Annotated in this window: 19 protein-coding genes; 8 read left to right on the top strand and 11 right to left on the bottom strand. The window is 74.4% G+C overall.

From position 1 onward, the window contains the following. Nucleotides 1-94 precede the first annotated feature (94 nt). The 6 genes from ABD823_RS07160 to ABD823_RS07185 all read left to right on the top strand — a co-directional run bounded on the left by ABD823_RS07160 (nucleotide 95) and on the right by ABD823_RS07185 (nucleotide 6,927). A complete protein-coding gene (locus ABD823_RS07160) occupies nucleotides 95-2,650 on the top strand; it encodes an FtsK/SpoIIIE family DNA translocase (RefSeq protein ID WP_344857119.1) in 2,556 nt (851 codons plus the stop codon). Between the two features lie 92 nt (nucleotides 2,651-2,742). Continuing rightward, a complete protein-coding gene (locus tag ABD823_RS07165; protein ID WP_344857121.1) occupies nucleotides 2,743-3,645 on the top strand; it encodes a helix-turn-helix domain-containing protein in 903 nt (300 codons plus the stop codon). A gap of 69 nt (nucleotides 3,646-3,714) precedes the next feature. Beyond that, nucleotides 3,715-5,127 (top strand): 30S ribosomal protein S12 methylthiotransferase RimO, encoded by a 1,413-nt coding sequence (gene rimO / locus ABD823_RS07170; protein ID WP_344857122.1) that lies wholly within the window; start codon nucleotides 3,715-3,717, stop codon nucleotides 5,125-5,127. Between the two features lie 25 nt (nucleotides 5,128-5,152). Further along, nucleotides 5,153-5,758, top strand: coding sequence for a CDP-diacylglycerol--glycerol-3-phosphate 3-phosphatidyltransferase (gene pgsA, locus ABD823_RS07175; RefSeq protein WP_344857123.1), 606 nt, complete (start codon nucleotides 5,153-5,155; stop codon nucleotides 5,756-5,758). After that, nucleotides 5,755-6,330 carry a CinA family protein gene (locus ABD823_RS07180; RefSeq protein WP_344857125.1) on the top strand — a complete coding sequence of 192 codons (576 nt, stop codon included), beginning with the start codon at nucleotides 5,755-5,757 and terminating at the stop codon, nucleotides 6,328-6,330. The genes pgsA and ABD823_RS07180 overlap by 4 nt, the downstream gene beginning before the upstream one ends. Nucleotides 6,331-6,537: 207 nt before the next feature. Continuing rightward, nucleotides 6,538-6,927, top strand: a complete 390-nt coding sequence (locus ABD823_RS07185; protein WP_344857126.1) for a helix-turn-helix domain-containing protein — start codon at nucleotides 6,538-6,540, stop codon at nucleotides 6,925-6,927. A gap of 23 nt (nucleotides 6,928-6,950) precedes the next feature. On the opposite strand, the gene ABD823_RS07190 is transcribed toward ABD823_RS07185, so the two are convergent. Further along, complete coding sequence (locus ABD823_RS07190) at nucleotides 6,951-7,730, bottom strand: Fpg/Nei family DNA glycosylase (protein WP_344857128.1); 780 nt, start codon at nucleotides 7,728-7,730, stop codon at nucleotides 6,951-6,953. 154 nt (nucleotides 7,731-7,884) lie between these two features. Then, nucleotides 7,885-8,334 (bottom strand): RrF2 family transcriptional regulator, encoded by a 450-nt coding sequence (locus ABD823_RS07195; protein WP_344857129.1) that lies wholly within the window; start codon nucleotides 8,332-8,334, stop codon nucleotides 7,885-7,887. Between the two features lie 224 nt (nucleotides 8,335-8,558). On the opposite strand from ABD823_RS07195, the gene ABD823_RS07200 reads away from it, so the two are divergent. Further along, entirely contained in the window at nucleotides 8,559-9,737 is a 1,179-nt protein-coding gene (locus ABD823_RS07200; RefSeq protein ID WP_344857131.1) for an ROK family transcriptional regulator, read from the top strand. A 214-nt stretch (nucleotides 9,738-9,951) separates the two neighbouring features. On the opposite strand, the gene ABD823_RS07205 is transcribed toward ABD823_RS07200, so the two are convergent. The 4 genes from ABD823_RS07205 to ABD823_RS07220 form a co-directional block, all read right to left on the bottom strand. Next, the gene (locus tag ABD823_RS07205; protein ID WP_344857132.1) at nucleotides 9,952-11,406 is read right to left on the bottom strand and encodes a glycoside hydrolase family 3 protein; all 1,455 of its coding nucleotides are present in this window, start codon (nucleotides 11,404-11,406) and stop codon (nucleotides 9,952-9,954) included. Between the two features lie 100 nt (nucleotides 11,407-11,506). Further along, nucleotides 11,507-12,424, bottom strand: a complete 918-nt coding sequence (locus ABD823_RS07210) for a carbohydrate ABC transporter permease (protein WP_344857134.1) — start codon at nucleotides 12,422-12,424, stop codon at nucleotides 11,507-11,509. Continuing rightward, nucleotides 12,421-13,431, bottom strand: a complete 1,011-nt coding sequence (locus ABD823_RS07215) for a carbohydrate ABC transporter permease (protein WP_344857135.1) — start codon at nucleotides 13,429-13,431, stop codon at nucleotides 12,421-12,423. The genes ABD823_RS07210 and ABD823_RS07215 overlap by 4 nt, the downstream gene beginning before the upstream one ends. A 2-nt stretch (nucleotides 13,432-13,433) precedes the next feature. Continuing rightward, a complete protein-coding gene (locus ABD823_RS07220) occupies nucleotides 13,434-14,762 on the bottom strand; it encodes a sugar ABC transporter substrate-binding protein (RefSeq protein ID WP_344857137.1) in 1,329 nt (442 codons plus the stop codon). Nucleotides 14,763-14,983: 221 nt separating this feature from the next. Here ABD823_RS07220 and ABD823_RS07225 point away from each other — a divergent pair, with 221 nt between their 5' ends. Continuing rightward, nucleotides 14,984-16,156, top strand: coding sequence for an ROK family transcriptional regulator (locus ABD823_RS07225; RefSeq protein WP_344857138.1), 1,173 nt, complete (start codon nucleotides 14,984-14,986; stop codon nucleotides 16,154-16,156). 40 nt (nucleotides 16,157-16,196) lie between these two features. Here ABD823_RS07225 and ABD823_RS07230 read toward each other — a convergent pair whose 3' ends face one another. Genes ABD823_RS07230 through ABD823_RS07250 form a run of 5 tightly spaced genes read right to left on the bottom strand, consistent with a single transcriptional unit; the run spans nucleotide 16,197 to nucleotide 23,286 of the window. After that, a complete protein-coding gene (locus ABD823_RS07230; protein ID WP_344857140.1) occupies nucleotides 16,197-18,152 on the bottom strand; it encodes a N,N-dimethylformamidase beta subunit family domain-containing protein in 1,956 nt (651 codons plus the stop codon). Beyond that, a complete protein-coding gene (locus tag ABD823_RS07235) occupies nucleotides 18,149-19,513 on the bottom strand; it encodes a condensation domain-containing protein (RefSeq protein WP_344857141.1) in 1,365 nt (454 codons plus the stop codon). Before ABD823_RS07235 ends, ABD823_RS07230 begins: the two co-directional genes overlap by 4 nt. Beyond that, the gene (locus ABD823_RS07240) at nucleotides 19,513-19,800 is read right to left on the bottom strand and encodes an acyl carrier protein (RefSeq protein WP_344857143.1); all 288 of its coding nucleotides are present in this window, start codon (nucleotides 19,798-19,800) and stop codon (nucleotides 19,513-19,515) included. Before ABD823_RS07240 ends, ABD823_RS07235 begins: the two co-directional genes overlap by 1 nt. After that, nucleotides 19,793-19,975, bottom strand: coding sequence for an MbtH family protein (locus ABD823_RS07245; protein ID WP_344857144.1), 183 nt, complete (start codon nucleotides 19,973-19,975; stop codon nucleotides 19,793-19,795). Before ABD823_RS07245 ends, ABD823_RS07240 begins: the two co-directional genes overlap by 8 nt. Further along, entirely contained in the window at nucleotides 19,972-23,286 is a 3,315-nt protein-coding gene (locus ABD823_RS07250) for an amino acid adenylation domain-containing protein (RefSeq protein WP_344857146.1), read from the bottom strand. The genes ABD823_RS07245 and ABD823_RS07250 overlap by 4 nt, the downstream gene beginning before the upstream one ends. Nucleotides 23,287-23,609 lie beyond the last annotated feature (323 nt).

The following is a 23,609-nucleotide window of genomic DNA, read 5'->3' on the forward strand; positions in this document are numbered from 1 at the left end:
GCAGGGGCCGTCGCCCGCGCCCCGCCCTCCGCGCGCCCCTCCCGCTACGGCGTGCCTCCCCGCGATCCGCCCCGGCGATCGTTAGCCTCCTAGCATGGCCACCCGTACGTCCAAAGGCGCCTCAGGCAAAACTCCGGCCAAGGGAAGCTCAGGCCGGTCGAGGTCCACCCCTGCCCGTACGGCTCCCGCCAGACGGCCGCCCGCCCGGACGCGGGCCGCCTCGGCGCGCAGGCCCGCCCCCTCCCAGCCGGACCCGCTCGGCTGGGTCTTCACCATGATCGCCAAGTTGTTCGTGGGGATCTGGATGCTGCTCGCCGCCGGCGTCGGCAGCGCGGCGCGGGCACTGGGGCAGAACGCGCGGGAGCTGGACCCGGTGCACCGCCGCGACGGCCTCGGCCTGGCCGTGTTCTCCGCGGCCATCGTGCTGGCCGCGATGACCTGGCGGACCCCCACGGGCACGGTCTCGAAGGTGGTCGACTCCGTCATGCGCGGCGTCTTCGGCTCGCTGACCTGGCTGATCCCGGTCCTGCTGGCCCTGCTGGCCTGGCGGATCCTGCGCCACCCCGACCAGAGCCCCGACACCGGGCGGATGATGATCGGGTGGTCGGCCCTCACCATCGGCGTGCTCGGCATCGTGCACGTCGCGCACGGCACGCCGTACCCCTCGGGAGGCCCCGCCGACGGCATGGACAAGGTCTCCGCCGCCGGCGGCATGGTCGGGTTCGTCATCGCCGCGCCCCCGGCCAGCATCCTGCCCGCGTTCATCACCATCCCGCTGCTGCTCATCCTGTCCGGCTTCGGGGTGCTGGTGATCACCGCGACCCCGGTGCACCGCATCCCGGAGCGGCTCGCCGAGATCCGGCACATGCTCTTCAACCGGGAGGCCGCCGCCCCGGCGGCCCGGACCCGCACGCCCGGCAAGCGGCCCGCCAGGAAGAGGCCGGGCGGCAGGGCGGGCGGTGCCGAGCCGGGCTCCGACGAGCCGGGCGACAGCGTCAAGCCGTACGACACGCCGGTCATCGCCGAGACCCCGGGCAGGCTCGCCGAGCACTCCCCGGAGATCGTGCCCGGCCTGGTGGACGAGGAGGAGTCTCCGGCGGCCCGGACGCTGCCCATCATCCCGGAGCCGCCCGCCCCGTCCCCGGCGCCGCGCAAGGTGGAGCAGCTCGTGCTCTCGCCGCAGGCCGGGCCGTACCAGCTGCCCGACACGCGGATCCTGCGGCCGGGCACCGCGCCCAAGCCGCAGACCAAGGCCAACACCGTCGTGGTGGACGCGCTGACCAGCGTGCTGGAGCAGTTCGGCATCGACGCCCAGGTGATCGGCTTCACCCGGGGGCCGACGGTCACCCGCTACGAGATCGAGCTCGGCCCGGCGGTCAAGGTCGAGAAGGTCACCGCGCTCACCAAGAACATCGCCTACGCGGTCAAGTCAGCCGACGTGCGGATCCTGTCGCCCATCCCGGGCAAGTCGGCGATCGGCGTGGAGATCCCGAACACCGACAAGGACCTCGTCTCGCTCGGCGACATCCTGCGCTCCCCGGTGGCCCAGGCCGACCACCACCCGATGATCGTCGGCCTCGGCAAGGACGTCGAGGGCCGCACGATCGTGGCCAACCTGGCCAAGATGCCGCACCTGCTCATCGCGGGCGCCACCGGCGCGGGCAAGTCGGTCTGCGTCAACGGGCTGATCTCCTCGATCCTGATGCGCGCCACCCCCGACGAGGTCCGGATGGTCCTGGTCGACCCCAAGCGGGTGGAGCTGTCGGTCTACGAGGGCATCCCGCACCTCATCACGCCGATCATCACCAACCCCAAGAAGGCCGCCGAGGCCCTGGAGTGGGTGGTGGGCGAGATGGACCGCCGCTACGACGACCTGGCCGCCAGCGGCTTCCGGCACGTGGACGACTTCAACAAGGCGGTGCGCGCCGGCAAGCTGACGGCCCCGCCCGGCAGCGAGCGGGTCTACCAGCCCTACCCCTACCTGCTGGTGATCGTCGACGAGCTCGCCGACCTGATGATGGTCGCCCCGCGCGACGTCGAGGACTCCATCGTCCGCATCACCCAGCTCGCCCGCGCGGCCGGCATCCACCTGGTCATCGCCACCCAGCGCCCCTCGGTGGACGTCGTGACCGGCCTGATCAAGGCGAACGTGCCCTCTCGGCTGGCCTTCGCCACCTCCTCGCTCGCCGACAGCCGGGTCATCCTCGACCAGCCCGGCGCGGAGAAGCTGGTCGGGCAGGGCGACGCGCTCTTCCTGCCGATGGGCGCGAGCAAGCCCATGCGGCTGCAGAACGCCTTCGTCTCGGAGAAGGAGATCGCCGAGGTCGTCGCGCACTGCAAGGCCCAGATGCAGGCCGAGTACCGCGCCGACGTGATGGCCTCCGCCACGGTCAAGAAGGAGATCGACGAGGACATCGGCGACGACCTCGACCTGCTGGTGCAGGCGGCCGAGCTGATCGTGACCACCCAGTTCGGCTCGACCTCCATGCTCCAGCGGAAGCTGCGGGTGGGCTTCGCCAAGGCGGGCCGCCTGATGGACCTGCTGGAGAGCCGCAACGTCGTCGGCCCCAGCGAGGGCTCCAAGGCGCGGGAGGTGCTGGTCAAGCCGGACGAGCTGCCCGGGCTCCTGGCCGATCTGCGGGGGGAGTAGGCGGACACCGACCCCCCACGGTGACGATCCTCTCATCACTGGTTGAATAGGACTCGCTACGCAACGTCAAGAAGCGGGGGAGCGTGCACCAGATGAACGAGGGGAACGAGAGCATCGACACCGGCGGAGCCGCCACGGGCACGGACGGCTCCGCCGGGGCGCCGTACGGCGCCCGCACGAGCATCGGGCGCACTCTGGCCGAGGCCCGCCGGGCGGCAGGCCTGACCGCCGAGCAGCTGAGCGCGCGGGCGTGCGTGCGCGCCACGCTCATCCACGCCATCGAGCGTGACGACTTCTCCCTGTGCGGGGGCGACTTCTACGCGCGCGGGCACGTCCGCAACCTCGCCCGGATCCTCGGCCTGGACGCCGAGGCCCTGGTCTGCGAGTTCGACGAGCAGCACGGCGGCGTACCGCTGCCGGTCCGCGCCGCCAGCGTGTTCCAGGCCGACCGGCCCATCAAGATCCGCGAACGCCGCTCGCCCAACTGGACGCTGGCCATGGCCGTCGCGCTGGCCGTCGTCGTCGCCTTCGGCGTGGTGCGGACGATGGGCGGGGCCGGGGACACCCCGGCCGAGACCCAGCCGGTCGCCGCTCCCACGCTGCCCTCCCTCCCCCCGCCGCCCATCCCGCCGTCCGGCGTGCCGCAGGCCCCGGCCGCGCCCACGGTGCCGCCCGCGCCGGGGGTGCCCGCCGACCCGGCCCGCGGGGCCGCCTCGGCCCGGGGCGACCGGGACGCCGGGGAGGTCGTGCTCGAGGTCACCGCGGAGCGCTCGTCGAAGCTCAGCGTGCGGGACGCGGACGGAAGGAAGATCTTCTCCGGCACGCTCAAGGCCGGCAAGACCGCGCGCTGGAAGGCGAAGAAGGGGCTGAAGGTCGCCTTCGGCGACGCCGGCGCGGTCTCCGTGCAGGTGAACGGGGAGGACCTGGGGGCTCCGGGCCGTTCGGGGCAGAGCGTCAGGCGCTCCTACGCGCCCGCTGAGCCCGCCCGCCGGTAGGGTCGCGGGCGGCCGGGAACGGGGGAGGTGCATCGGTGGTGGCCAACTGCCGATACCGTAGTGTTCACCATGTCATCCCGCCGAACCGCATCGCTGATCACACTGGGCTGCGCGCGCAACGAGGTCGACTCCGAGGAGCTCGCCGCGCGGCTTGAGGCTGCCGGCTGGCAGCTGGGCGACGACGACCCCGACGTCATCGTCGTCAACACGTGTGGCTTCATCGACTCAGCGAAGAAGGACTCCATCGACACGCTGCTCGCCGCAGCCGACTCCGGGGCCAAGGTGGTCGCTGCGGGCTGCATGGCCGAGCGGTACGGCGACCAGCTCGCCGAGGCGCTGCCCGAGGCGGCGGCCGTCATCTCCTTCGACGACTACACCGAGATCGGCGCACGCCTGGACGACGTGCTGGAGGGACGGCCGCTCGTCCCGCACAGCCCGCGCGACCGCAGGACGCTGCTGCCCATCTCGCCGGTCGAGCGCGCCGCCGCGCCCAAGTCCGCCATCCCCGGCCACGGCGACGAGCTGCCCGAGGGCGTCGCCCCGGCCAGCGGTCCCCGGCCGCTGCGCCGGCGCCTGGGCGACGGCCCGGTGGCCTCGCTGAAGCTGGCCTCCGGCTGCGACCGGCGCTGCACGTTCTGCGCCATCCCGGCCTTCCGCGGCGCCTACGTCTCGCGCCGGCCGGAGGAGCTGCTCGGCGAGGCCGCGTGGCTGGCCGAGCAGGGCGTCAAGGAGCTCGTGCTGGTCAGCGAGAACTCCACCTCCTACGGCAAGGACCTGGGCGACCTGCGGGCGCTGGAGAAGCTGCTGCCGCGCATCGCCGCGGTCGAGGGCGTCGAGCGGGTGCGGGTCAGCTACCTGCAGCCCGCCGAGCTCCGCCCCGGCCTGCTGGAGGCGATCGCCGGCACCGAGGGCGTGGCACCGTACTTCGACCTGTCCTTCCAGCACGCGTCCGGCACGGTGCTGCGCCGGATGCGGCGCTTCGGCGACCCCCGGCGCTTCCTGGACCTGCTGGAGACCATCCGGGCCGCCGCCCCCGAGGCGGGGGTGCGCTCCAACTTCATCGTGGGCTTCCCCGGCGAGACCGAGGAGGAGTTCGGTGAGCTGGTGGACTTCCTGCAGGCGGCCAGGCTCGACGTGATCGGCGTCTTCGGCTACTCCGACGAGGAGGGCACCGAGGCGGCGTCGCTGCCCGGCAAGCTCGAGCAGGAGGTCGTCGACGCGCGCGTGGCCGCGCTCACCGAGCTGGCCGAGGAGCTCATGGCCCAGCGGGCCGAGGAGCGCATCGGCACCGAGGTGGACGTCCTCATCGAGGAGGACCTCGGGGACGGCGGGTACGAGGGCCGCGCGGCCCACCAGGGGCCCGAGGTCGACGGCTGCGTCACCGTCCAGGGCATCGGCCTGGTCCCCGGCCAGATCGTCCGGGCCGTCGTGGTCGACTCCGAGGGCGTCGACCTGATCGCCCGCATCAAGGCCGCACCGTGAACGCGCCGCCGGGCCGGGAGAGCGTATGACCGACACGCCAGAGACCGGCACCGAGACGACGCCGGCGGGCCGCCGGAAGGTGAGCCTGTGGAACATCGCCAACGTCGTGACGGTGCTACGACTGGCGATGGTGCCGTTCTTCGTGGTCTGCCTCTTCCTGCCGGGCACCGGTTGGCGGATCACCGCGCTGGCGGTCTTCCTGGTGGCCTCGCTCACCGACCTGCTCGACGGCGAGCTGGCCCGCCGCTACGGCCTGATCACCGACTTCGGGAAGATCGCCGACCCGATCGCCGACAAGGCCCTGACCGGGGCGGCGCTGATCGGCCTGTCGGTCCTGGGCGAGCTGCCGTGGTGGGTCACCGCGGTGATCCTGGGCAGGGAGGCCGGGGTCACGCTGCTGCGCTTCGCGGTCCTGCGGCACGGGGTGATCCCGGCCAGTTACGGCGGCAAGGTGAAGACCGTCCTGCAGATGCTCGCCATCACCTGCTACATCCTGCCCGGCGTGCCGGGCGCGGTCCGCTGGACCGTCATGGGGGCGGCGGTCGTGGTGACCGTCGGGACCGGCCTGGACTACGTGGTCCGGGCCGTCAAGCTGCGGCAGGTCGCCAGGCGGGCGAGGGCCGCGTCATGACGGCCCCGCGGGGGGCCGCGGGCGCGTCCGGGGGGACGGCGCCGGAGGCGGCCCGCGCCGCGGTGCCCGGGGCGGCCGGCCCGGTCCCGGCGGCCCGGGTGATCGCGCTGCTCGCCGGCCGCGGCGAGACGGTCGCGGTCGCCGAGTCGCTGACCGCGGGGCTGATCGGCGCGGCCCTGACGGCGCCGCCGGGGGCCTCGGCGGCCTTCGTGGGCGGGGTGCTGTCCTACGCCACCGAGCTCAAGCGGCGCCTGCTGGGCGTCCCCGCCGACCTGCTGGAACGCGAGGGGGCCGTGCACCCGGAGGTCGCGGCGGCGATGGCGGCGGGGGTGCGCGAGCTCACCGGGTCCACGTACGGCCTGGCCGCCACCGGCGTGGCCGGCCCCGACCCGCAGGACGGAAAGGCGGTCGGAACCGTCCACCTGGCCGTTAGCGGCCCCGCGGGGCGGGTATGGCATCGGGACCTGCAGCTGGACGGGACGCGTGAGGAGATCCGGAGATGCACCGCGTACGAGGCCGTGGACCTGCTCCGCGGCGCGCTGGAGCCCGGTCCGGGGGAACATTCCGGGTGATTACCGCGTTACGTCCCCAGCGAACATGCTCACCGCAGTCTGCCGCGATGTCGGCCGATGCAGGTACGGTGGAGCTGTGACTGAGGGCAGCGTCAAGCGATGATGACGGCGAGGCGAATGTACGAAGGGTCGCGTTCGAAGAACGGGCGGCACGAACCGATCGCGCGGAACGTCGCCAAGACGTCCGCGCCGGGGAGGGAGCGACAGATGGTCCTGCTGCGTCAGCTGCTCGGCGACGTACTGCGGCGGCTGCGGGTGCGGCAGGGGCGCACCCTGCGTGAGGTCTCGACACTGGCTCGGGTGTCCCTCGGCTACCTGTCCGAGGTGGAGCGCGGCCAGAAGGAGGCCTCCTCCGAGCTGCTCGCGTCGATCTGCGGCGCCCTCGGTGTGCCTCTCTCCCAGGTGCTCCGTGAGGTCTCCGACCAGTTCGCGCTGGCCGAGCTCCAGCACGCCCCGGTGCTCGCCGACGTCCCCGAGCGGGAGCGCATCCCCGAGACGGTGCCCGCCGCCCTGCCGGACGACGCCTTCGAGGGCTTCCGGGCGGTCGTGCCGCCCATCGAGCACACCCCCGAGGTGAAGGACATGGTCGCCGCCTAGGCGCCATCGCACGCCGGCCGGTCTCACTCCGGCTGGCAGTGACGGCACCAGTAGACCAGCCGTTCCTGCGGCTGTGCCCCCATCTCCGCCCGGCTGACCCGATTCCCGCAGCGCAGGCATGCCCGGCCCGCCCTGCCGTAGACCCACATCCCCCGTCCCGGGCGGAGATCACCGGTGGTCACCCGGTCCGTCCGGTCCTTGTTCTCCTCCAGCAGCCGGTGTGCGATCTCCACGATGCCCTCGACGTCGTCGACCGCCCCCACCGGCCGCCACGGCGAGACCCCGGCGAGGAAGAGCGTCTCCGCCCGGTAGATCGTGCCGATCCCGGCCAGGTTGCGCTGGTCGAGCAGGGCCTCACCGACGGTCCGCCCGGGGTCGGCCGCCAGCCGCCGCACGGCCTCCGGCGGATCCCAGTCCGGGCCGAGCAGGTCGGGACCGAGATGCCCGACCACCCGGTGCTCGTCGGCCGTCCTGAGCAGGTCCACCATGCCCAGCCGTACGCCCACGGCCTGCCATTCGGCGTTGGCGAGCACCAGCCGCACCCGGTCGCCCGGGGGCGTCCGGCGGCCGGCCGGGGAGACGAGCCAGTCGCCGTCCATCCGCAGATGGGTGTGGACGGTCAGCCCGCCCTCGACGCGGGTGAGCAGGTGCTTGCCGCGGGAGACGGTCTCCAGTACGGTCCGGCCGGTCAGGTCGGCGGTGGCGTGCCGGGGCACGCGGAAGTCGGAGCGGGTCAGGACCCGGCCGTCGAGGGCCCGGCCGAGCCGTCCCGCGGTCCGGTGGACGACGTCACCCTCGGGCATGGGCCCAGCGTATCCGGCCCCGGGCGGGCGGGGCCGGGAGGCGGGAGGTCCGGGGGAGGGTCCGCCGGAGACTCTCCGTGCGGGGGCCGAGCGGTGCGGACGGGGTGGCCGGGGTGGCCGGGGAGGGTCCCGGCCGGGCCCGCGGCGGCGCCTGTCAGTCCCAGGCGGCGGGGTCGGCGGCGAGCTGGCGGACCCGCTCGGGGAGCGCGCCGGTGGCCACGCTCTCCAGCGTGACCTCCTCCAGGATGGCCCGCTCGCTGGCGCGCAGCGCGATCCAGACCTGCTGCAGCGACTCGGCGGGCCCGCGGTAGCCGACGTGCTCGGGGCGCTCGCCCCGCACGTTGGCCAGCGGGCCGTCCACGGCGCGGATCACGTCGGCGAGGCTGATCTCCGCGGCGGGACGCGCCAGCACGTAGCCGCCCTCCGGGCCGCGCTGGCCCCGGACGAGACCGGCGCGGCGCATCTGGAGCAGGATGTTCTCCAGATACTTGGGCGGCATGTCCTGCTCCTTGGCGAGCTCGCCCACGGTGGTTGGCCCCTCGCCTGCTGCGGCGAGTTCGGCGGCGGCACGCAGGGCATAGTCGACACGAGCAGATAGGCGCATGAAGATGATTATCCCGCCTCCCGGCGACCACTCGGGCGCGAGGCCCCGCCGGGCGGGCGTCCCGCGGCGCCGCGCCGGGGCCGGCCGCACGGCGGGAGCGCTCCCATCGATCACCCGCTCCGGAGCCTTCGCGCGCTAAACTCTCGGGAAAATTCACCGACGACGGACCGCCATTCTCGCCCGGCCTGGGCGGCGACGGACAACGCCGAAAAGAAAGCATGCATATGGAGCGACGTCCTGGCGTGCCCAGGCTGCTGAGGGAGATCAACGACCGGGCCGCCCTGGAACTGCTGCTCGCCTCCGGACCGCTGACCAGGGGGCAGATCGGAGAGCTCACCGGCCTGTCCAAGGTGACCGCGTCGCAGACGCTGGCCCGGCTGGAGGAGCGCGGGCTGGTCGAGGTCATCGGTGAGCAGGCCGGCGGGAGGGGGCCGAACGCGGCGCTCTACGGCATCGTCCCCTCCGCCGCCTACGTGGCCGGTCTGGACGTGGGGCCGGAGTTCGTCACCACCGCCGTCGCCGACATCCAGGGGAAGATCGTCGGCGAGGTGACGGTCGCCCCCGACGGGCACGACGACCCGGTCGCGCTCGTGCACGACGCGGTGGTCAAGGCGTGCCGCTCGGCCAAGGTGGCGCTCTCCCGGCTCCGGGCGGTCGTGATCGGCACCCCGGGCGTCGTGGACCCCCGCACCGGCGACGTGCGCTTCTCCTTCGACCTGCCCGGCTGGCACGAGGGCATCCACGAGGCGCTCGCCCGCGACCTGCGCCGCGACGTGAAGATCGAGAACGACGTGAACCTCGTCGCCGTCGCCGAGCGCGCCCTGGGCGCCGCCCGCGGCGTCGACGACTTCGTGCTGCTCTGGGTGGGCCGCGGCATCGGCCTCGGCGTCGTGCTCGGCGGCCGGCTGCACCGGGGCCGCTCCGGCAGCGCGGGGGAGATCGGCTACCTGCCGGTGCCGGGCGTGCCGCTGGCCGAGGACGTACGGGCGGTGCCCGGGCGGCTGCCTTCCCTCGCGGGCGGCCTGCAGTCGCTGGTGAGCGCCGAGGCCGTGGCCGAGCTGGCCGCCTCGTACGGCTTCGCGGGGGAGGGCGCCGCCGAGTGCGTGGCCGCCGCGGTCGAGGCGGGCGAGCGGGGACGGGAACTGCTGGACGAGGTCGCCGGGCGGCTGGCGCTGGGCGTGGCGTCGGTCTGCGTCGTGCTCGACCCCGGGCTGGTGGTGCTCGCCGGCGAGGTCAGCCGGGCCGGAGGCACCGCCCTCACCTCGCGCATCGAGGAGGCCGTCGCCCGGATCTGCCCGGTCCGGCCGGAGGTGGTGGCCAGCGAGGTGGAGGGCAACCCCGTGCTGCGCGGGGCCGTGCTCGAGGCGCTGGAGCAGGCGCGGGAGGAGATCTTCGCGTCCTGACGCGGGACACGGGAGGGCGCGGGCCGGGACCCGGCGGGCGCGGGTCCCGGCCGTCCCACCGGATGCGCGGCCCGCAGGCCGGGGAGACCCGTCCGGCGCGGGAGGGCGCGGGAGGGCGCGGGAGGGCGCGGCCCGGTCCGGGGGGTCCGCCGGACCGGGCCGCGCGTGCTCGCGGGACGGAAGGGGCCTTGCCGGGGTGGCCGGAGGCCCCTTCTCAGACCCCGAGCAGCTCGGCGGCGGCCTGGGCGTTGGCCCGGGCGGCGCCGTAGGTGGCCAGGTGGGCGACGCCCTCCGGGCGCCAGATCGGCAGGCCCATCTCCACCACGGTGACGTCGGGGCGGGCGGCGAGCAGGGCGGTCACCACCGACCGGCTGGTCTCGTAGCGGTGCGCGTCCTTGACCACGACGACCAGGGAGCGGCCGGCCGCGTGCTCCAGGATGCCCGGCACGTCCGCCTCCTCCGGCTTGACCCGCACGACCTCGGCCCGCGACAGCCAGGGGGAGAAACCCCAGGGCACGTCGCCGACCGCGATGGTCGGCGGGGTGTCCAGCTCCACCAGCAGCGGGTCCACCAGCCGCGGGGCGGGGCCGGTCAGGCTGACCGCGCGGCGCGCGGCGGCCAGGCCGATGCCGCCGTCCCCGGGCGCGGCCCCGCGGGGCTCGCCGAACCACGAGCGCAGGCGGGCCACGCGCTCGGCGGACTCCTCCAGGCGGGCCACCGGCAGCCGGCCGTCCCGGGTCGCGGCGACGATCTCCGAGATGATCTTCTGGATGTCCGACTCGGTGGGGATCGGGCCGAGGCAGAGCAGGTCGGTCCCGGCGGCCAGGGAGCGCACAGCGCCGCCGGCCAGGCCGTAGGCGTCGGTGATGGCCTTCATGTCGAGGGCGTCGGAGATCACCACGCCGTCGTAGCCCAGCTCGCCGCGGAGCAGGTGGGTCAGCGCGGCCGCCGACAGCGTCGCGGGCAGCTCGCCGGTGAGGGCGGGCACCCGGACGTGCGCGGTCATGACCGACTTCGTGCCGGCCTCGATGGCGGCGCGGAACGGCGCGAGCTCGCGCTCGTGCAGCAGCTCCAGGGAGGCGTCGACGAGCGGCACCTCCAGGTGGGAGTCCTGGCGGGTGGCGCCGTGGCCGGGGAAGTGCTTGACGCAGGCGGCCACGCCCGCCGACTGCAGGCCCTGGACGGCGGCGACGGTGTGCCGGGCGACGAGTGCGCTGTCCGAGCCGAACGCGCGGGTGCCGATCACCGGGTTGTCGTCGGCGGTGTTGACGTCGGCGTCCGGAGCCATGTCCAGGTTGACGCCGCAGCGGGCCAGGTCGTCACCGATGGCGCGGTAGACGTCGCGGGTCAGCTCGACGTCGTCCACGGTCCCCAGGGCGGCGTTGCCGGGGTAGGGGCTGCCCACGTGGTAGGCGAGCCGGGTGACGTCCCCGCCCTCCTCGTCCAGGGAGATGACGGGGTCGCCGGCCGCGCGCAGGCCGGCGTTCAGCTCGCGCAGCCGGTCGTGGCCGTCGACGTTGAAGCCGAAGAGGGTGACGCCGCCGAGGCCGCTCTCCAGCCCCCGGAGAACCCATTCCGGGGCGGTGGTTCCCTGGAAGGCGACGAGCAGGGTGCCGGCCGCGAGGCGGTACAGCCCCTGGTCGCCGGGGCCCGCAGTGAAGTCGGACATGGCGGTAGAAAGCTCCTTGCCTGAGGTGGGGAGATCGCGTGGAGGGCGAGGCCGGTACGGCCCGCGCCTCGTGGGCGCCGGGCCGTACCGATGCCGGGGATCAGCCCTTGACGGCGCCCGCGACGAGGCCGGAGACCATGCGCCGCTGCACCAGGAGGAAGAAGACGACGACCGGGATGGTCATCATCGTGGAACCGGCCATGATCGCTCCCCAGTCGGTCCCGCGCTGCCCGAAGAAGAACTGGAGGGCGACGGGCATGGTGTAGCCGGAGGAGTCGGACATGAGCATGAGGGCGAAGATCAGCTCGTTCCAGGCGGTGATGAACGAGAAGATGCTCGTCGCCACCAGTCCGGGGGCCACCAGGGGGAACAGGACCTTCCGGAAGGTCGTGAACCGGCTCGCGCCGTCGATCCAGGCCGCCTCCTCCAGCGACTTGGGCACCGCGGCGACGAACGTGCGCAGCATCCAGATGCCGAAGGGGAGGGTCAGGCCGACGTTGATCACGATCAGGCCGAGCAGCTGGTCGTAGAGGCCGAGCCGCCTGACGTTGAGGAAGAGCGGGATGAGCAGGGCCTCGGCCGGGATCATCTGGACGATCAGCAGGGTGATCAGGAAGGCGGTGCGGCCCCTGAACCGGAAGCGGGAGATGGCGGTGGCCGCCAGCAGCGCGAAGACGGCGCCGATGAGCACGGTCCCCAGGGCCACGATGGCGCTGTTGCGCATGTAGACCCAGATGGAGTTGCCGGCCACGCCCTCGGTGAGCACCCGGTCCAGGTGCTCGAAGGTGATCTCCGTCGGGACGGGGATGAAGTCGGTGGTGAAGATCTGGTCGTTGGTCTTGAACGCGGTCGAGACCATCCAGTAGACGGGGAAGACCGCGAACAGGAAGACCAGGACGCCGGTCGCGTTGAGCGCCGCGGTGCCCAGGCGCCTGCGGGTGCGGGGGTCGATCCGCCCGCTCGGCGCCGGGGGCCTGCGGGCGGGGGCCGGACGGCCGCCGGTGAGAGAGCTCGTCACATCTCCTCCGTCTTCACGATCTGCCGGACGTAGACGGCGGTGACGATGAGCAGGAGCGCGGTGAGGACCACCGCGATCGCCGCGCCGCTGCCCATCTTCGGCGGGCTGCGGAAGGCCTCGGCGAAGGAGAACATCGACAGGTTGAAGGCCTCGCGGTTGGTCGGCCCGCCCATCAGCACGTACAGCTGGCTGAAGACCTTGAAGTTCCAGATGATCGACAGGATCGTCAGCACCGAGAAGACCGGCTTGAGCAGGGGGAAGGTGATCTTCCTGAAGGTCCGCCAGGCGCTGGAGCCGTCGACCCGGGCCGCCTCGTAGAGCTCGGCGGGGATGCCCTTGAGGCCGGCGAGCACCGAGACCGCGATGAAGGGGAACGAGGCCCAGACCACGCAGACGATCAGGACGAGGTAGACCGTGAACGCGTCGTTGAGCCAGGGCTCACCGGTCCAGTCGGCCCGGCCGAACAGCAGCTCCGAGAACCAGTCGGGGAGCAGGTTGAGCACCCAGTTGATCATCCCCGCGTCGGCGTCGGCGAGCCAGCGCCAGATGACGCCCTGGGCGACCGGCGGCACCGCCCAGGCGGACATGATGCCGACGACCACGAACGTGGACATCCTCTTGCTCAGCTTGTTGAGCAGGACGCCCACGGCGGTGCCGAGGACCAGCGTGAGCGTCACGGTGACGACGGCGAAGACGACGGTGTTGCGGAGCGAGGACCAGAAGATCTCGCTCTCGAAGATCTGGGCGTAGTTCTCCCCGCCCACCCAGTCGGCCGGCACGCCGCGGATCTGGCGCAGCCCCACCTTCTGGAAGGACATGATGAGCATCTGGACCGTCGGGTAGAGCAGCAGCCCGGCGATGACCAGGAGCCCGGGGGCGAGCAGGACGTAGGGGATGAGCCAGGCGGGCATCCCGCTGGCCTTCGCCTGCCGCCGGGAGCGCGGAGGACGCCGCTCCGGGGCGGAGGAGTTGCCCCCGCCCCGGGCGACCGTGGACGTGTTCGCCATGATTACTGCTGGTTCAGGATCTCTTCGAGTTCCGTGTTGGCCTTGGCGAGGGCCTCGTCGGCGGTGGCCTTGCCCTCGATGACCGACCGGGCGGCGTTCTGCAGCACGGCCTTGGTCTCGCCGGCCTCGGTCCAGTTCGGGTCGCCCGGCAGGGCGCGGGCGTTGGCGAAGGCCTCGGCGAACGGAGCCTGCGCCGGGTCCTCCTTCAGCTTCTCGAGGTGCTCGGGGTAGACCGGGAGCAGGCCGCCCTCGGAGGCGTACCGGCCCGCCCACTCCTTGGTGGTGGCGAACTTCACGAACTCGGTCGCCAGCTCCTTGTTCTCGGCGTCGTTCCAGACGGCGATGTCGTTGCCGCCGAAGAAGGCCGGGGCCGCGCCGCCGCTCTTGGTCGGGAGCGGGAAGAAGGCGAGCTGGTCCTCGGCGACCTTGCCGGAGCTCTCCTCCTTGATCGTGGCGATGTCCCAGCCGGCGGTGAGGTACATGCCGACCTTGCCGTTGGCGAAGCGGGTGCGGATGTCGGCGGAGTTCTGGGTGAGGCGGGACTTGCTGGACAGGCCGTCGGTGACGATGCCCGTGTAGGTGGCGAAGCCGGCCTTGAAGCCCGGCTCGGTCAGCTTGCCGACCCACTTGTCGCCTTCCTTGACGGCGTACTCGCCGCCCTCGGCCCAGGCGAGCGAGCCGAGGAGGTGGTTGGCGTCGGACCCGCCGTTGAAGGCGAAGCCGTCGACGTCCTTGCCCTTCTCCTTCTGGATCTTCTTGGCCGCCGCGACGAGCTCGTCCCAGGTCTTGGGGACCTCGATCTTCAGCTCGTCGAACCAGTCCTTGCGGTAGAGCACGGCGCGGGTGCCGGCGCCCCACGGGGCGGCGTAGATCTCGCCGCCGTCGGTCTCCAGGGAGAGGAGGTTCTTCGGGATCTCCGCCTGCTCGCCGCCGCTGAAGATCGGGGTGATCGGGTGCAGGGCGTCCTGGCTCCGCCAGAGCGGCACCTGGTCGTTGCCGATCTCGGTGACGTCCGGGCCGGCGCCGCCCGCGGCGGCCGCGGTGAACTTGTCGTTCACCTGGGGCCACGGGATCCACTCGACCTTGACCTCGGCGCCGGTCTGCTGCTTGAAGGCGGCGACCAGATCGTCGGTGTACTTCTGGGCGGCCGGGTTGCTCTCGCCGAGACGCCACAGGGTGAGCGTCTGGCCCGCGAACTTCGGCCCGCCGGCGGAGGCGTCGGCCTTCGTCCCGGTGTCGTTCTGCGCGGGCTCGCTGGAGCCGCACGCGGCGAGGCCCAGGGCCAGGGCGGCGGTGGTTGCCGTCGCGACGGCGATCTTCGTGATCTTCACTGTGGGGTTCTCCCTTCCCGGCTTCGCGTCGGGGCCGCGCTTCGGGCGGCGGCGCGGTCCCCATACCGCGCCGTGCCTGGTCGAAGGCGCCCTCCATACGGTCGGCGCTCTGGCATCCCGCGGCCTTCCTGCGCTTGCCTGCGGGCTGACGAGCGCTAAACTAACAAGAAACTTTCTTAAAAGAAACGGTCGTTAGCGGATCGTGACGGGGGAGGAAGAACGTGGCCAGACGACCGGGGACACCGCAGCTGTTGCGCCAGCTCAACGACCGTGCGGCGCTTGAGCTCCTGCTCTCCGGAGGGCCGCTCACCCGGGCCGAGCTGGGCGAGCGCACCGGCCTTTCCAAGGTCACCGCGGGCCAGCTGCTGGCCAGGCTCCAGGAGCGGGAGCTCGTCTCGGTGGTCGGGGAGCAGGCCGGCGGCCGCGGCCCCAACGCGGCGCTGTACGGCGTGGTGCCCTCGTGCGCCTACGTCGCCGGTCTCGACGTGCTGCCCGACCGGATCAGCGCGGGCGTCGCCGACATCACCGGCGAGCTCGTCGCGGAGGTCACGGTGGAGGTCTCCGCCGAGCCGGGCGGCGAGGAGGACCCGGTACGGCTGGTGCGCGGCGCCGTCCGCAAGGCGTGCGCGGCGGCGGGCATCACCCGCTCCCGGCTGCGCGCCTTCGTGATCGGCACCAAGGGCGTCGTCGACCCCCGCAGCGGCGACGTGAGCTTCTCCTTCGACCTGCCCTTCTGGCACGAGGGCGTGCTCACCGACCTCCGCCGGGGCCTGGGCATCCCGGTCACGATAGAGAACGACGTGAACCTCGCGGCCCTGGCGGAGCGCGAGTGCGGCGCCGCCCTCGGCGTGGACGACTTCGCGCTGCTGTGGGCCGGCGTCGGCCAGGGACTCGGCGTCATGCTCGGCGGTCGCCTGCACCGCGGGTTCACCGGGGGAGCGGGGGAGATCGGCTGGCTCCCCGTCCCCGGCGAACCGCTCCCCACCGACGTGAGCGAGCCCCAGTCCGGCTCGTTCCAGCGCCTGGTCGGGGGGGAGGCCGTGACGGGACTGGCCGGCGCGTACGGCATCGACGGCGCCTCCATCGCCGAGCGCGTCCGCACGGCCGTCGCCGAGGGGCCGGAGAGCTTCCTCGACGAGCTGGCCGGTCGGCTCGCGGTCGGCGTGGCGGCGGTGACCGTGGTCCTGGACCCCGGCCTGATCGTGCTCAGCGGTGACGTCGGTCGCGCCGGCGGGCCGGTGCTGGCCGCCCGGGTGGAGGAGGCCGTGGCCCGGGTCTGCCCGAGCCGGCCCCGGGTCGTGGTGACCGAGGTCGAGGGCAACCCGGTGCTCCGCGGCGCCCTGGTCTCCGCGCTCCACCAGGCCCGCGAGCAGGTGTTCTCCGAGACGATCTGATCCGGCGGACCGGCCCGCACCCGCGGCGCGGGTCGGCGGGTCAGCCGGGGACGGCGGCGCGCCAGCGGAGCGGACCGCCGGGGGAGGCGGCGATCAGCCGGCCGGCGTGGGCCGCCAGCACGGTCGCGCCGCCGGCGTCGCACAGGTCCGTCCACCCGGCCGGGGCGGCGAGCGGCAGGCGCGTGCGGACGCGGCCGTCCGCGCAGACGGCGTAGAGGCGGCCGTTCATGGAGGTGAGGGCGACCACGTCCGGCGCGGAGCCGACCCGCGTCCAGGAGCCGTCGCCCGCCGAGCACCAGAGGGCGCCGGCCGAGGCCGCGAACAGCTCGCCGTTGACCATCGCCAGGCCCATCGGTCCGCCGCCCGCCCTCCCGGCGTCCGCCGTCGCGCCGCCCGTCCCGCCGTCCGCCGTCTCGGCGCCCACCGCCCCGTCGTCGGCCGCGCCGTCGTCGGTCGCACCGTCCGCAGCGCCGCCGGGCGCGCGGCCGATCGCGGTCCACGAGCCGCCGGGCTCGCGGCGGACGAGACGGCCGTCGCCGGTCAGGCCGTAGAGGGTGACGGGGCGGCCGGGGGAGGCCTCGCGGGGCGCGGCCAGGGCGACCACGCCGGAGGCGGAACCGGCGGGACGCCAGCGGAGGTTCTGCCCGCAGACCTCCCGGGCGGACAGCGAGCCGTCCTGCCCCGCCGCGTACAGCGTCGAGCCGACGGCGGCCAGCGCGCGCAGCGGACCGGCGGGGCCGATCGTCTCCCAGGCGTCCGCCGCCGGTGCGGACAGCCGGTCCAGCACGTTGCGGGTGATCCGGGCGACGACCGGGTCGTGCAGGGTGTTGCCCCAGTTCACCGTGGCCGCGGTGAACACCGTCCCCGCGCCCAGGCGCATCGCGCCCATGGTGGCCATGCCGCCCTGGCCGTACCGGTCCCAGTGACGCAGGTCCGCGGTGGCGAGGATGACGAAGGACGGCGGCGTGCCGTCGCGGCCGGTGGCCAGGGGCACCCCGTCGACCTCGGTGAAGTCGCAGGCGTCGGTCTCGTAGCCGAGCGCGCCCCGGCCGAACGTGTCGCCCTCGCCGAGGCCGGTCCCCTCGAACGCCCAGTGCTCCGGGAACCGGACGGTGTAGGACTCCTCGTACATCTTGTCCATGTACGGCCCCCAGGTTCCGGCGCCCCGCCGGAAGCTCACGCCGATCAGGCCGTTCTCCGGCCGGTCGACCGGCGCGCTGGACCACTCGACCGTGGTGAGGGCGGGCGCCACCGCGGCCACCGGGTCGGCGGCGGCGTCGCGGTGGCAGACCATGGTCCGCCCGCCGTCCTCCAGGCGGAACTGCCACCAGCAGGTGTTGCCGGAGAACACCGCGAGGTTGCCGCCGCGCCGGACGAACTCCTCGACGCTGTCGCGCATGCCCGCCGACCAGTACTCGTCGTGGCCGTTGACCACCAGCAGGCGGTAGCCCGCCAGCAGACCGGCGCCGTCGTGCAGGTCGAGCCCCGAGCAGTGGTCCACGGCGTACCCGGCGGGCCCCAGCCAGCGGATCATGCCCTCCTCCCAGCGCTCCGGGGGCGGGCCGCCGCCCGGCCGGTCGAAGGAGACGCGCGCGGCGCGGGTGGGCTGCTCGGTCCAGTACAGCGACTCGCCGGGCATCCCGGCCCGGTTGTAGGCCTGCCAGGTCGGGAACGGGACCGAGAGCAGGATCGGCGAGGCGGGCCGCGCGGCCCGGACCACGAAGTACACCTCGGCGGAGCCCTCGCCGTCCTCGCGGTCCTCGCCGTCCTCCCCGGAGGTGAAGACGGCCCGGTAGAGCGAGCTCGCCCAGTCCCCGGGCACGTCCAGGTCCCAGTACGGGCCCCGGAACGCGCCGCAGGGCAGCCGGCGGCCGCCCGCGGTGTCCTCCACGGTCACCGTGCCGCGCAGCGGGGCACGCGAGGTGCGGGTCAGGTGGAAGCGGAGCCGTCCGCCCTGGGCGACGGAGGTGGACTCGGCGTAGGCGCGGACCGTCATCCTGCGGGCTCCGGGACCTCGTGGCAGGCCGCCTCCACCAGCAGCGACTCCAGATCCAGCAGGTAGCGCTCCATGACGGGCCGGGGCAGGAAGCGGGTGTCGGCGGTCAGCGAGACGCCCAGGCCGCCGGGCTCGGCGGTCACGTGCAGGCAGAAGCGGCAGTTGAGCCGTTCCTGCCGGAGCGGCCAGGACAGCGCCGTCTCGGCCGCCGCCCGCCGTACCTCCGCCTCGCCGGGGACGGGACCCGCCCGGTCGGCGAAGCGCATGTCGTTGAAACAGCAGTAGGGATGGACCGGCGTACCCCGCTCCCGGCTCGCCTCCGCCGTCAGCCGGTCGCGGTCGCGCGGGTCGTGGTAGGCCGAGCGGTAGGCGCTCAGCGCGGCGGGCCCGGCCGCGCGCAGCAGCTCCGCGAAGGAGCCCCGGCGCAGGTCGAGCACGAACAGGCCCTCCTGGGAGAGCGTGGTGACCGCGCCGGCGGTGCCCGCGCGGAAGCGGTTGGCCACGATGGGCAGCATGGCGCAGACGTCGTGCCCGGTCACCGTGCCGGTCAGCGCGGCCGCGGCGGCCAGCAGCACGGTCGAGGTGCTCACGGCGCGCAGGGCGGCGATCCGCCGTACGGCCAGCTCCGCCGCCCGGGAGACGAGCAGCGCCCGCCAGACCGGCGGGTCCGCCGGCTCCCCGCGGGGCCGGTCGAACATGGTCGGCGGGATGCGCCGGTACTCCCGCTCCCAGTGCCCCGCCGCGACGCGGGCGGTCCGCCGCCCCGGCTCGGACTCCTGCCAGCGGGCCAGGTCCAGCGGCTGCGGCGGGAGGGGACCGGGCACGGAGCCGCGCAGCAGGAGCAGGCGCAGGTCGCGCAGGGCCGCCTCGGCGCCCAGCCCGTCGGCGGCCAGGTGGCAGAAGACGAGGACGATGTGGGTGACCTCGCCGCCGTCGACGACGAGCCCGGCCCGGAGCGGCCACTCGGCGGCGTAGTCGAACGCGGTGGCCGCCAGCTCGCCGAGGAGCCGCTCGGGGTCGCCGGCCGCGAGCGTGAGCGGGAGCGCGCCCGCGCCCTCCAGCACCTGGTACGGCCCCGCTCCCGGACACGGCCCCGCCTCCCGGTGGGGCCCCGCCTCCTGATACGGCCCGGCCCCGCCGAGCCGGGTCCGCAGCGACTCGTGCCGCTCCACCAGCGCGCCGAGCGCTCCGGCGGCCCGTTCCGGGGTGAGCGGCCGGGCCCGTCCGGGCACCGCGAGCACCCGGCCGAAGTTGAAGTAGCGGTCGTCCGGCGCGGTGGCGCGGATGGTGTCCCAGATGGCACGCTGACCCCAGGTGAGCGGGGCCGCGCCCGCGCGGCCGCCCGCGAACCGGACGTCCATCAGCGCGCCCCGGCGAGGTGGCGCTCCAGCGCGTCCAGGTCGTTCAGCGCCGCCGCCCCGGCGGCCGACAGGTCGAACTCGACCCCGAACTCGGCCTCCACCGCGTCGATCAACCGCATCTGGGCCAGGGAGGTGAATCCCAGCGCCGCGAGCGGCACCTGCGCGCTCAGCGCCTCCTCGGCGGTGATCGCGCCGTCCGAGGCCGCGGCCACCAGCTCGGCCAGCCGCCTGACGGTAGCGCCCCGCTCCCGCGGATCCGCCCCGGGCGGGGTCTGCTGCTCAGGCATCGCCGTCTCCTCTCGCGCTGAGCGGGCGCAGGTCCGTCCAGACCCGCTCGATGTGGGCCAGGCACTCCTCCCGGCTGCCGGAGGCGCCCTCCGCGCGCCAGCCGTCCGGCAGCTCCCGGCCGGCCGGCCAGATCGAATACTGCTCCTCGTGGTTGACCACGACGAGATGGCTCATCCTCGGCTCCCCGCTTCCATGAGGCGTCGCGCCTCCTCCTCCGGCAGCGCGGCGAGCTCGGCGACCAGCAGCTCCTCCACCGCGGCGGCGAGCCCCGCCACGGTGCTCCGCGCGAACAGCGTGCGGATCGGCACGTCCACCTCGGCGAGCGCGCGGATCCTGGCGACGACCCGGGCGGCGGTCAGCGAGTGCCCGCCCAGGGCGAAGAAGTCGTCGTGGGCGCCGACCCCGGTGACGCCGAGGACCTCGGTGAAGACCTCGGCCACCAGCTCCTCGGCGTCGCCGCGCGGCGGGACGTGCTCGCGGGGCGCGGCGGCCGGCTCGGGCAGCGCGGAGCGGTCGATCTTCCCGTTGGGCGTCAGCGGCAGCGCGTCGACCACGGTGAGCACCCCGGGCACCATGTAGCCGGGCAGCTCCCGGACCAGGCGCCCGCGCACCCGTTCGAGCAGGGCGCGGTGCGCGCCCGGCGCGGCGTCCCGGGCGTCCGAGGGCTCCGGGTCCGCCGCGGCGCCCCGGGCGCCCGCGCCTTCCGCGCCTTCCGCGCCGTGCGCGGTGTCCGCGACCCCTGCGCCGCCGGCGTCCGGCTCCGGCACGAGATAGGCGACCAGGAGCTCGCCGCGGACCGCCGCGACGGACTGCCGGACCCCGGTGCAGGCGTCCATCACGGCCTCGATCTCGCCCGGCTCGATCCGGTGGCCGCGCAGCTTGACCTGGTCGTCGAGGCGGCCGAGGAACTCCAGGGTCCCGTCGGGCCGCAGCCGGACCCGGTCGCCGGTCCGGTAGCGGCGGGAGCCGCCCGGCCCGGGGACGAAGCGCTCGGCGGTCAGCGCGGGGCGGCCCAGGTAGCCGGTCGCGACCCCGGCGCCGCCGATGAGCAGCTCGCCCGGGACCCCGATCGGGACCTCCCGGCCGGTTGCGTCCACGACGTGGACCGTGGTGTTGGCGATCGGGCGGCCGATCGCGACCTCGCCGGGATCGGCGGGCACCTCCCAGGCGGTCGACCAGACCGTCGTCTCGGTCGGGCCGTACACGTTGACCAGGCGGTCCACCCGCGGGCGCAGCTCGCGGGCGAGCCGGAGCGGGAGCGGCTCGCCGCCGGCCAGCGCCGTCACCCGGGGCAGGTCGCCGGTGAGCAGCACCCGCCAGCCCGACGGCGTCGCCTGCACGTGGGTGACCCCGTGCGCGCGGACCAGCCGGGCGAGCCCGGCGCCGTCCACGGCAGCGGCGGCGTCCGCGATCACCACCCGGCCGCCGGTCACCAGCGGCAGGTACAGCTCCAGGGCGGAGATGTCGAACGACAGCGACGTCAGCCCCAGCCACACGTCGCGCGGGGTGGAGCCCAGCAGCGACCGCATCGCCAGCAGGAAGTTCACCAGCGCCCGGTGCGGGACCACCACGCCCTTCGGGCGGCCGGTGGAGCCGGAGGTGTAGAGCACGTAGGCGAGGTCGCCGGGCCGGGCCCGGCCCGGCCGCCCGTGCTCCGGCGCCGTGCCGGGGGCCGGTCCGCCGGCTGCGCCGGAGGGCGGCGGGGCGCCGGGCGCGGGACGTCCGGGCGGTGAGGGCGGCGGGGCGCCGGGCGCGGGACGTCCGGAAGGCGCGGGCGGCAGGTCGTCGAGCGAGGTCAGGACCAGGGCGGCGGCCGAGTCCTGGAGCACGTACGCGGTGCGGGCCTGCGGATAGCCGGGGTCCACCGGGAGGTAGGCCGCGCCGCTGAGCACCGTGCCCAGCAGGGCGACGAGCATCTCGGCACCGCGCTCCATCCGGATCGCCACCAGCGAGCCGGGGCCCGCGCCCGCCGCGGTCAGCCGGGCGGCGGCCTCCGCCGCCCGGCCGGCCAGCTCGGCGTAGGTCAGCGTGTCCGGGCCGGAGACGACCGCCACCGCGTCCGGGGTGGCCGCGGCCTGCGCCAGGACCAGGTCCGCCAGCGTCGCCTCGGGCAGTTCCGCGCCGGTGGCGTTCCAGGCGTCCAGCAGGGCCGACTCCGCCTCCGGCGCCATCCGCAGCCCGCTCACCGGGGTCTCGGGGTCGGCGACGGCCGAGGCGAGCAGCTCCCGGAAGCGCTCGGCGAACCGCGCCACGGTCGCGTGGTCGAACAGCTCGGTGCTGTAGATGATCCGGCCGCTCAGCGCGCCGTCCGGGCCGGCCGCCATGTCCACCGACAGGTCGTGGCGCGCGGGGTGCCAGCCGTTCGGGAACGGGACGGCCGACAGCCCGGGCAGCGGGTCGGGGTCCTCGCCGTGGGTGTGCAGGGCGAACATCGTCTGGAAGACCGGGGTGCGGCTGAGGTCGCGCCGTACGTCGAGCTCGGCCACCAGCCGCTCGAACGGCACGTCCTGGTGGGCGAGGGCGTCCAGCACCGCGCGGCGGGTGCGCCGGAGCAGTTCCGTGAAGGAGGGGTCGCCGGACAGGTCGCAGCGGACGGGCAGCGTGCTGGAGAAGAACCCGATCAGCGGCTCCAGCTCGACCCGGTTCCGGCCGGCCGCCGGGGTGCCCACGCAGAAGTCGTGCCGGCCGGTGTGCCGGGCCAGCAGCACCTGGTAGGCGGCGAACAGCACCATGTACGGCGTGCAGCGCGCCCGCCTGGCGAGCGCGGCGATCCCGGCGGCCGCCTCCGGGCCGATCCGGAAGTCGAGCGCGGCCCCGGCCGCGGACCGCTGGGCCGGGCGCGGCCGGTCGGCGGGCAGGTCCAGCGGGGCGACCCCCGCCAGGCGCTCGGTCCACCAGCGCAGGCCGGCGTCCGTCCAGTGCCGCTCGCGGGCGTGGTCGCCGTACTGCAGGGGCAGGTCGGGCAGCGGTGCCGTGCCGCGGCTCCCGTAGTGGGCGGCGATCTCGGCGCGGAGCACGTTGAGCGACCAGCCGTCGCTGACGATGTGGTGCACGACGACGCACAGGACGTGGTCGCCGGGTCCCAGCTCGATCAGCGCGACCAGGAACGGCGCCGCGGCGGTCAGGTCGAAGGCGGTGTTGGTGAGCGCGGCGACCAGGCGCCGGGCCTCCTCCTGTCCGGCGGCGGTCAGGTGCCGGACGGCCACGGGCGCGGGCGGGCCGACGACCGCCACCGGTTCCCCGCCGGTCTCGCGGAACCGGGTGCGCAGGCTCTCGTGGCGGGCCGCGACCGCGGTGAACGCCGAGGCCAGCGCGTCCTTATCAAGCGGTCCTTTCACCCGGTAAACATAGGATGTGTTGTAGCTCGGATCCGTCGGGTCGAAGCGGTGGAGGAACCAGAGGCGCTGCTGGCCGGGGGAGAGGGGGTGCTCCCTCACGGGGGCGGCGGAGGGGCCGCGGGGAGGGCCGGTCTCTGCTCGGGGCACGGGGGCTCCTTCGGCGGACGCGGGTTCGTGATCGCGCGGGTGAAGGGGAGGCCGGGAACACGGCCGTCCGTCCTGTGGGCATTTGCCCAGTTATTTCAGCATTCCGGCGAGCCTCTTTTTGGAAAGAAACTTTCCGGTTAGATGTGGCTCGCTAGTTTCGCACCCGCCCTTCCGGTCGCGCAAGACCCGGCGGCGCCGGGGTTCGCGGTCCGTCCGAGGGGCCGGTGCCGGACCCTTGCGCGCTCCCGCGGGGCGTGCAAGACTGGCGCCCGCCTCGGAATAGTAAAGATTCTTTCCTGTAATGGTCGCGGTGCTCCTCGGTC

The sequence above is a fragment of the Planomonospora alba genome (assembly GCF_039534085.1).
Classification (GTDB): domain Bacteria; phylum Actinomycetota; class Actinomycetes; order Streptosporangiales; family Streptosporangiaceae; genus Planomonospora_B; species Planomonospora_B alba.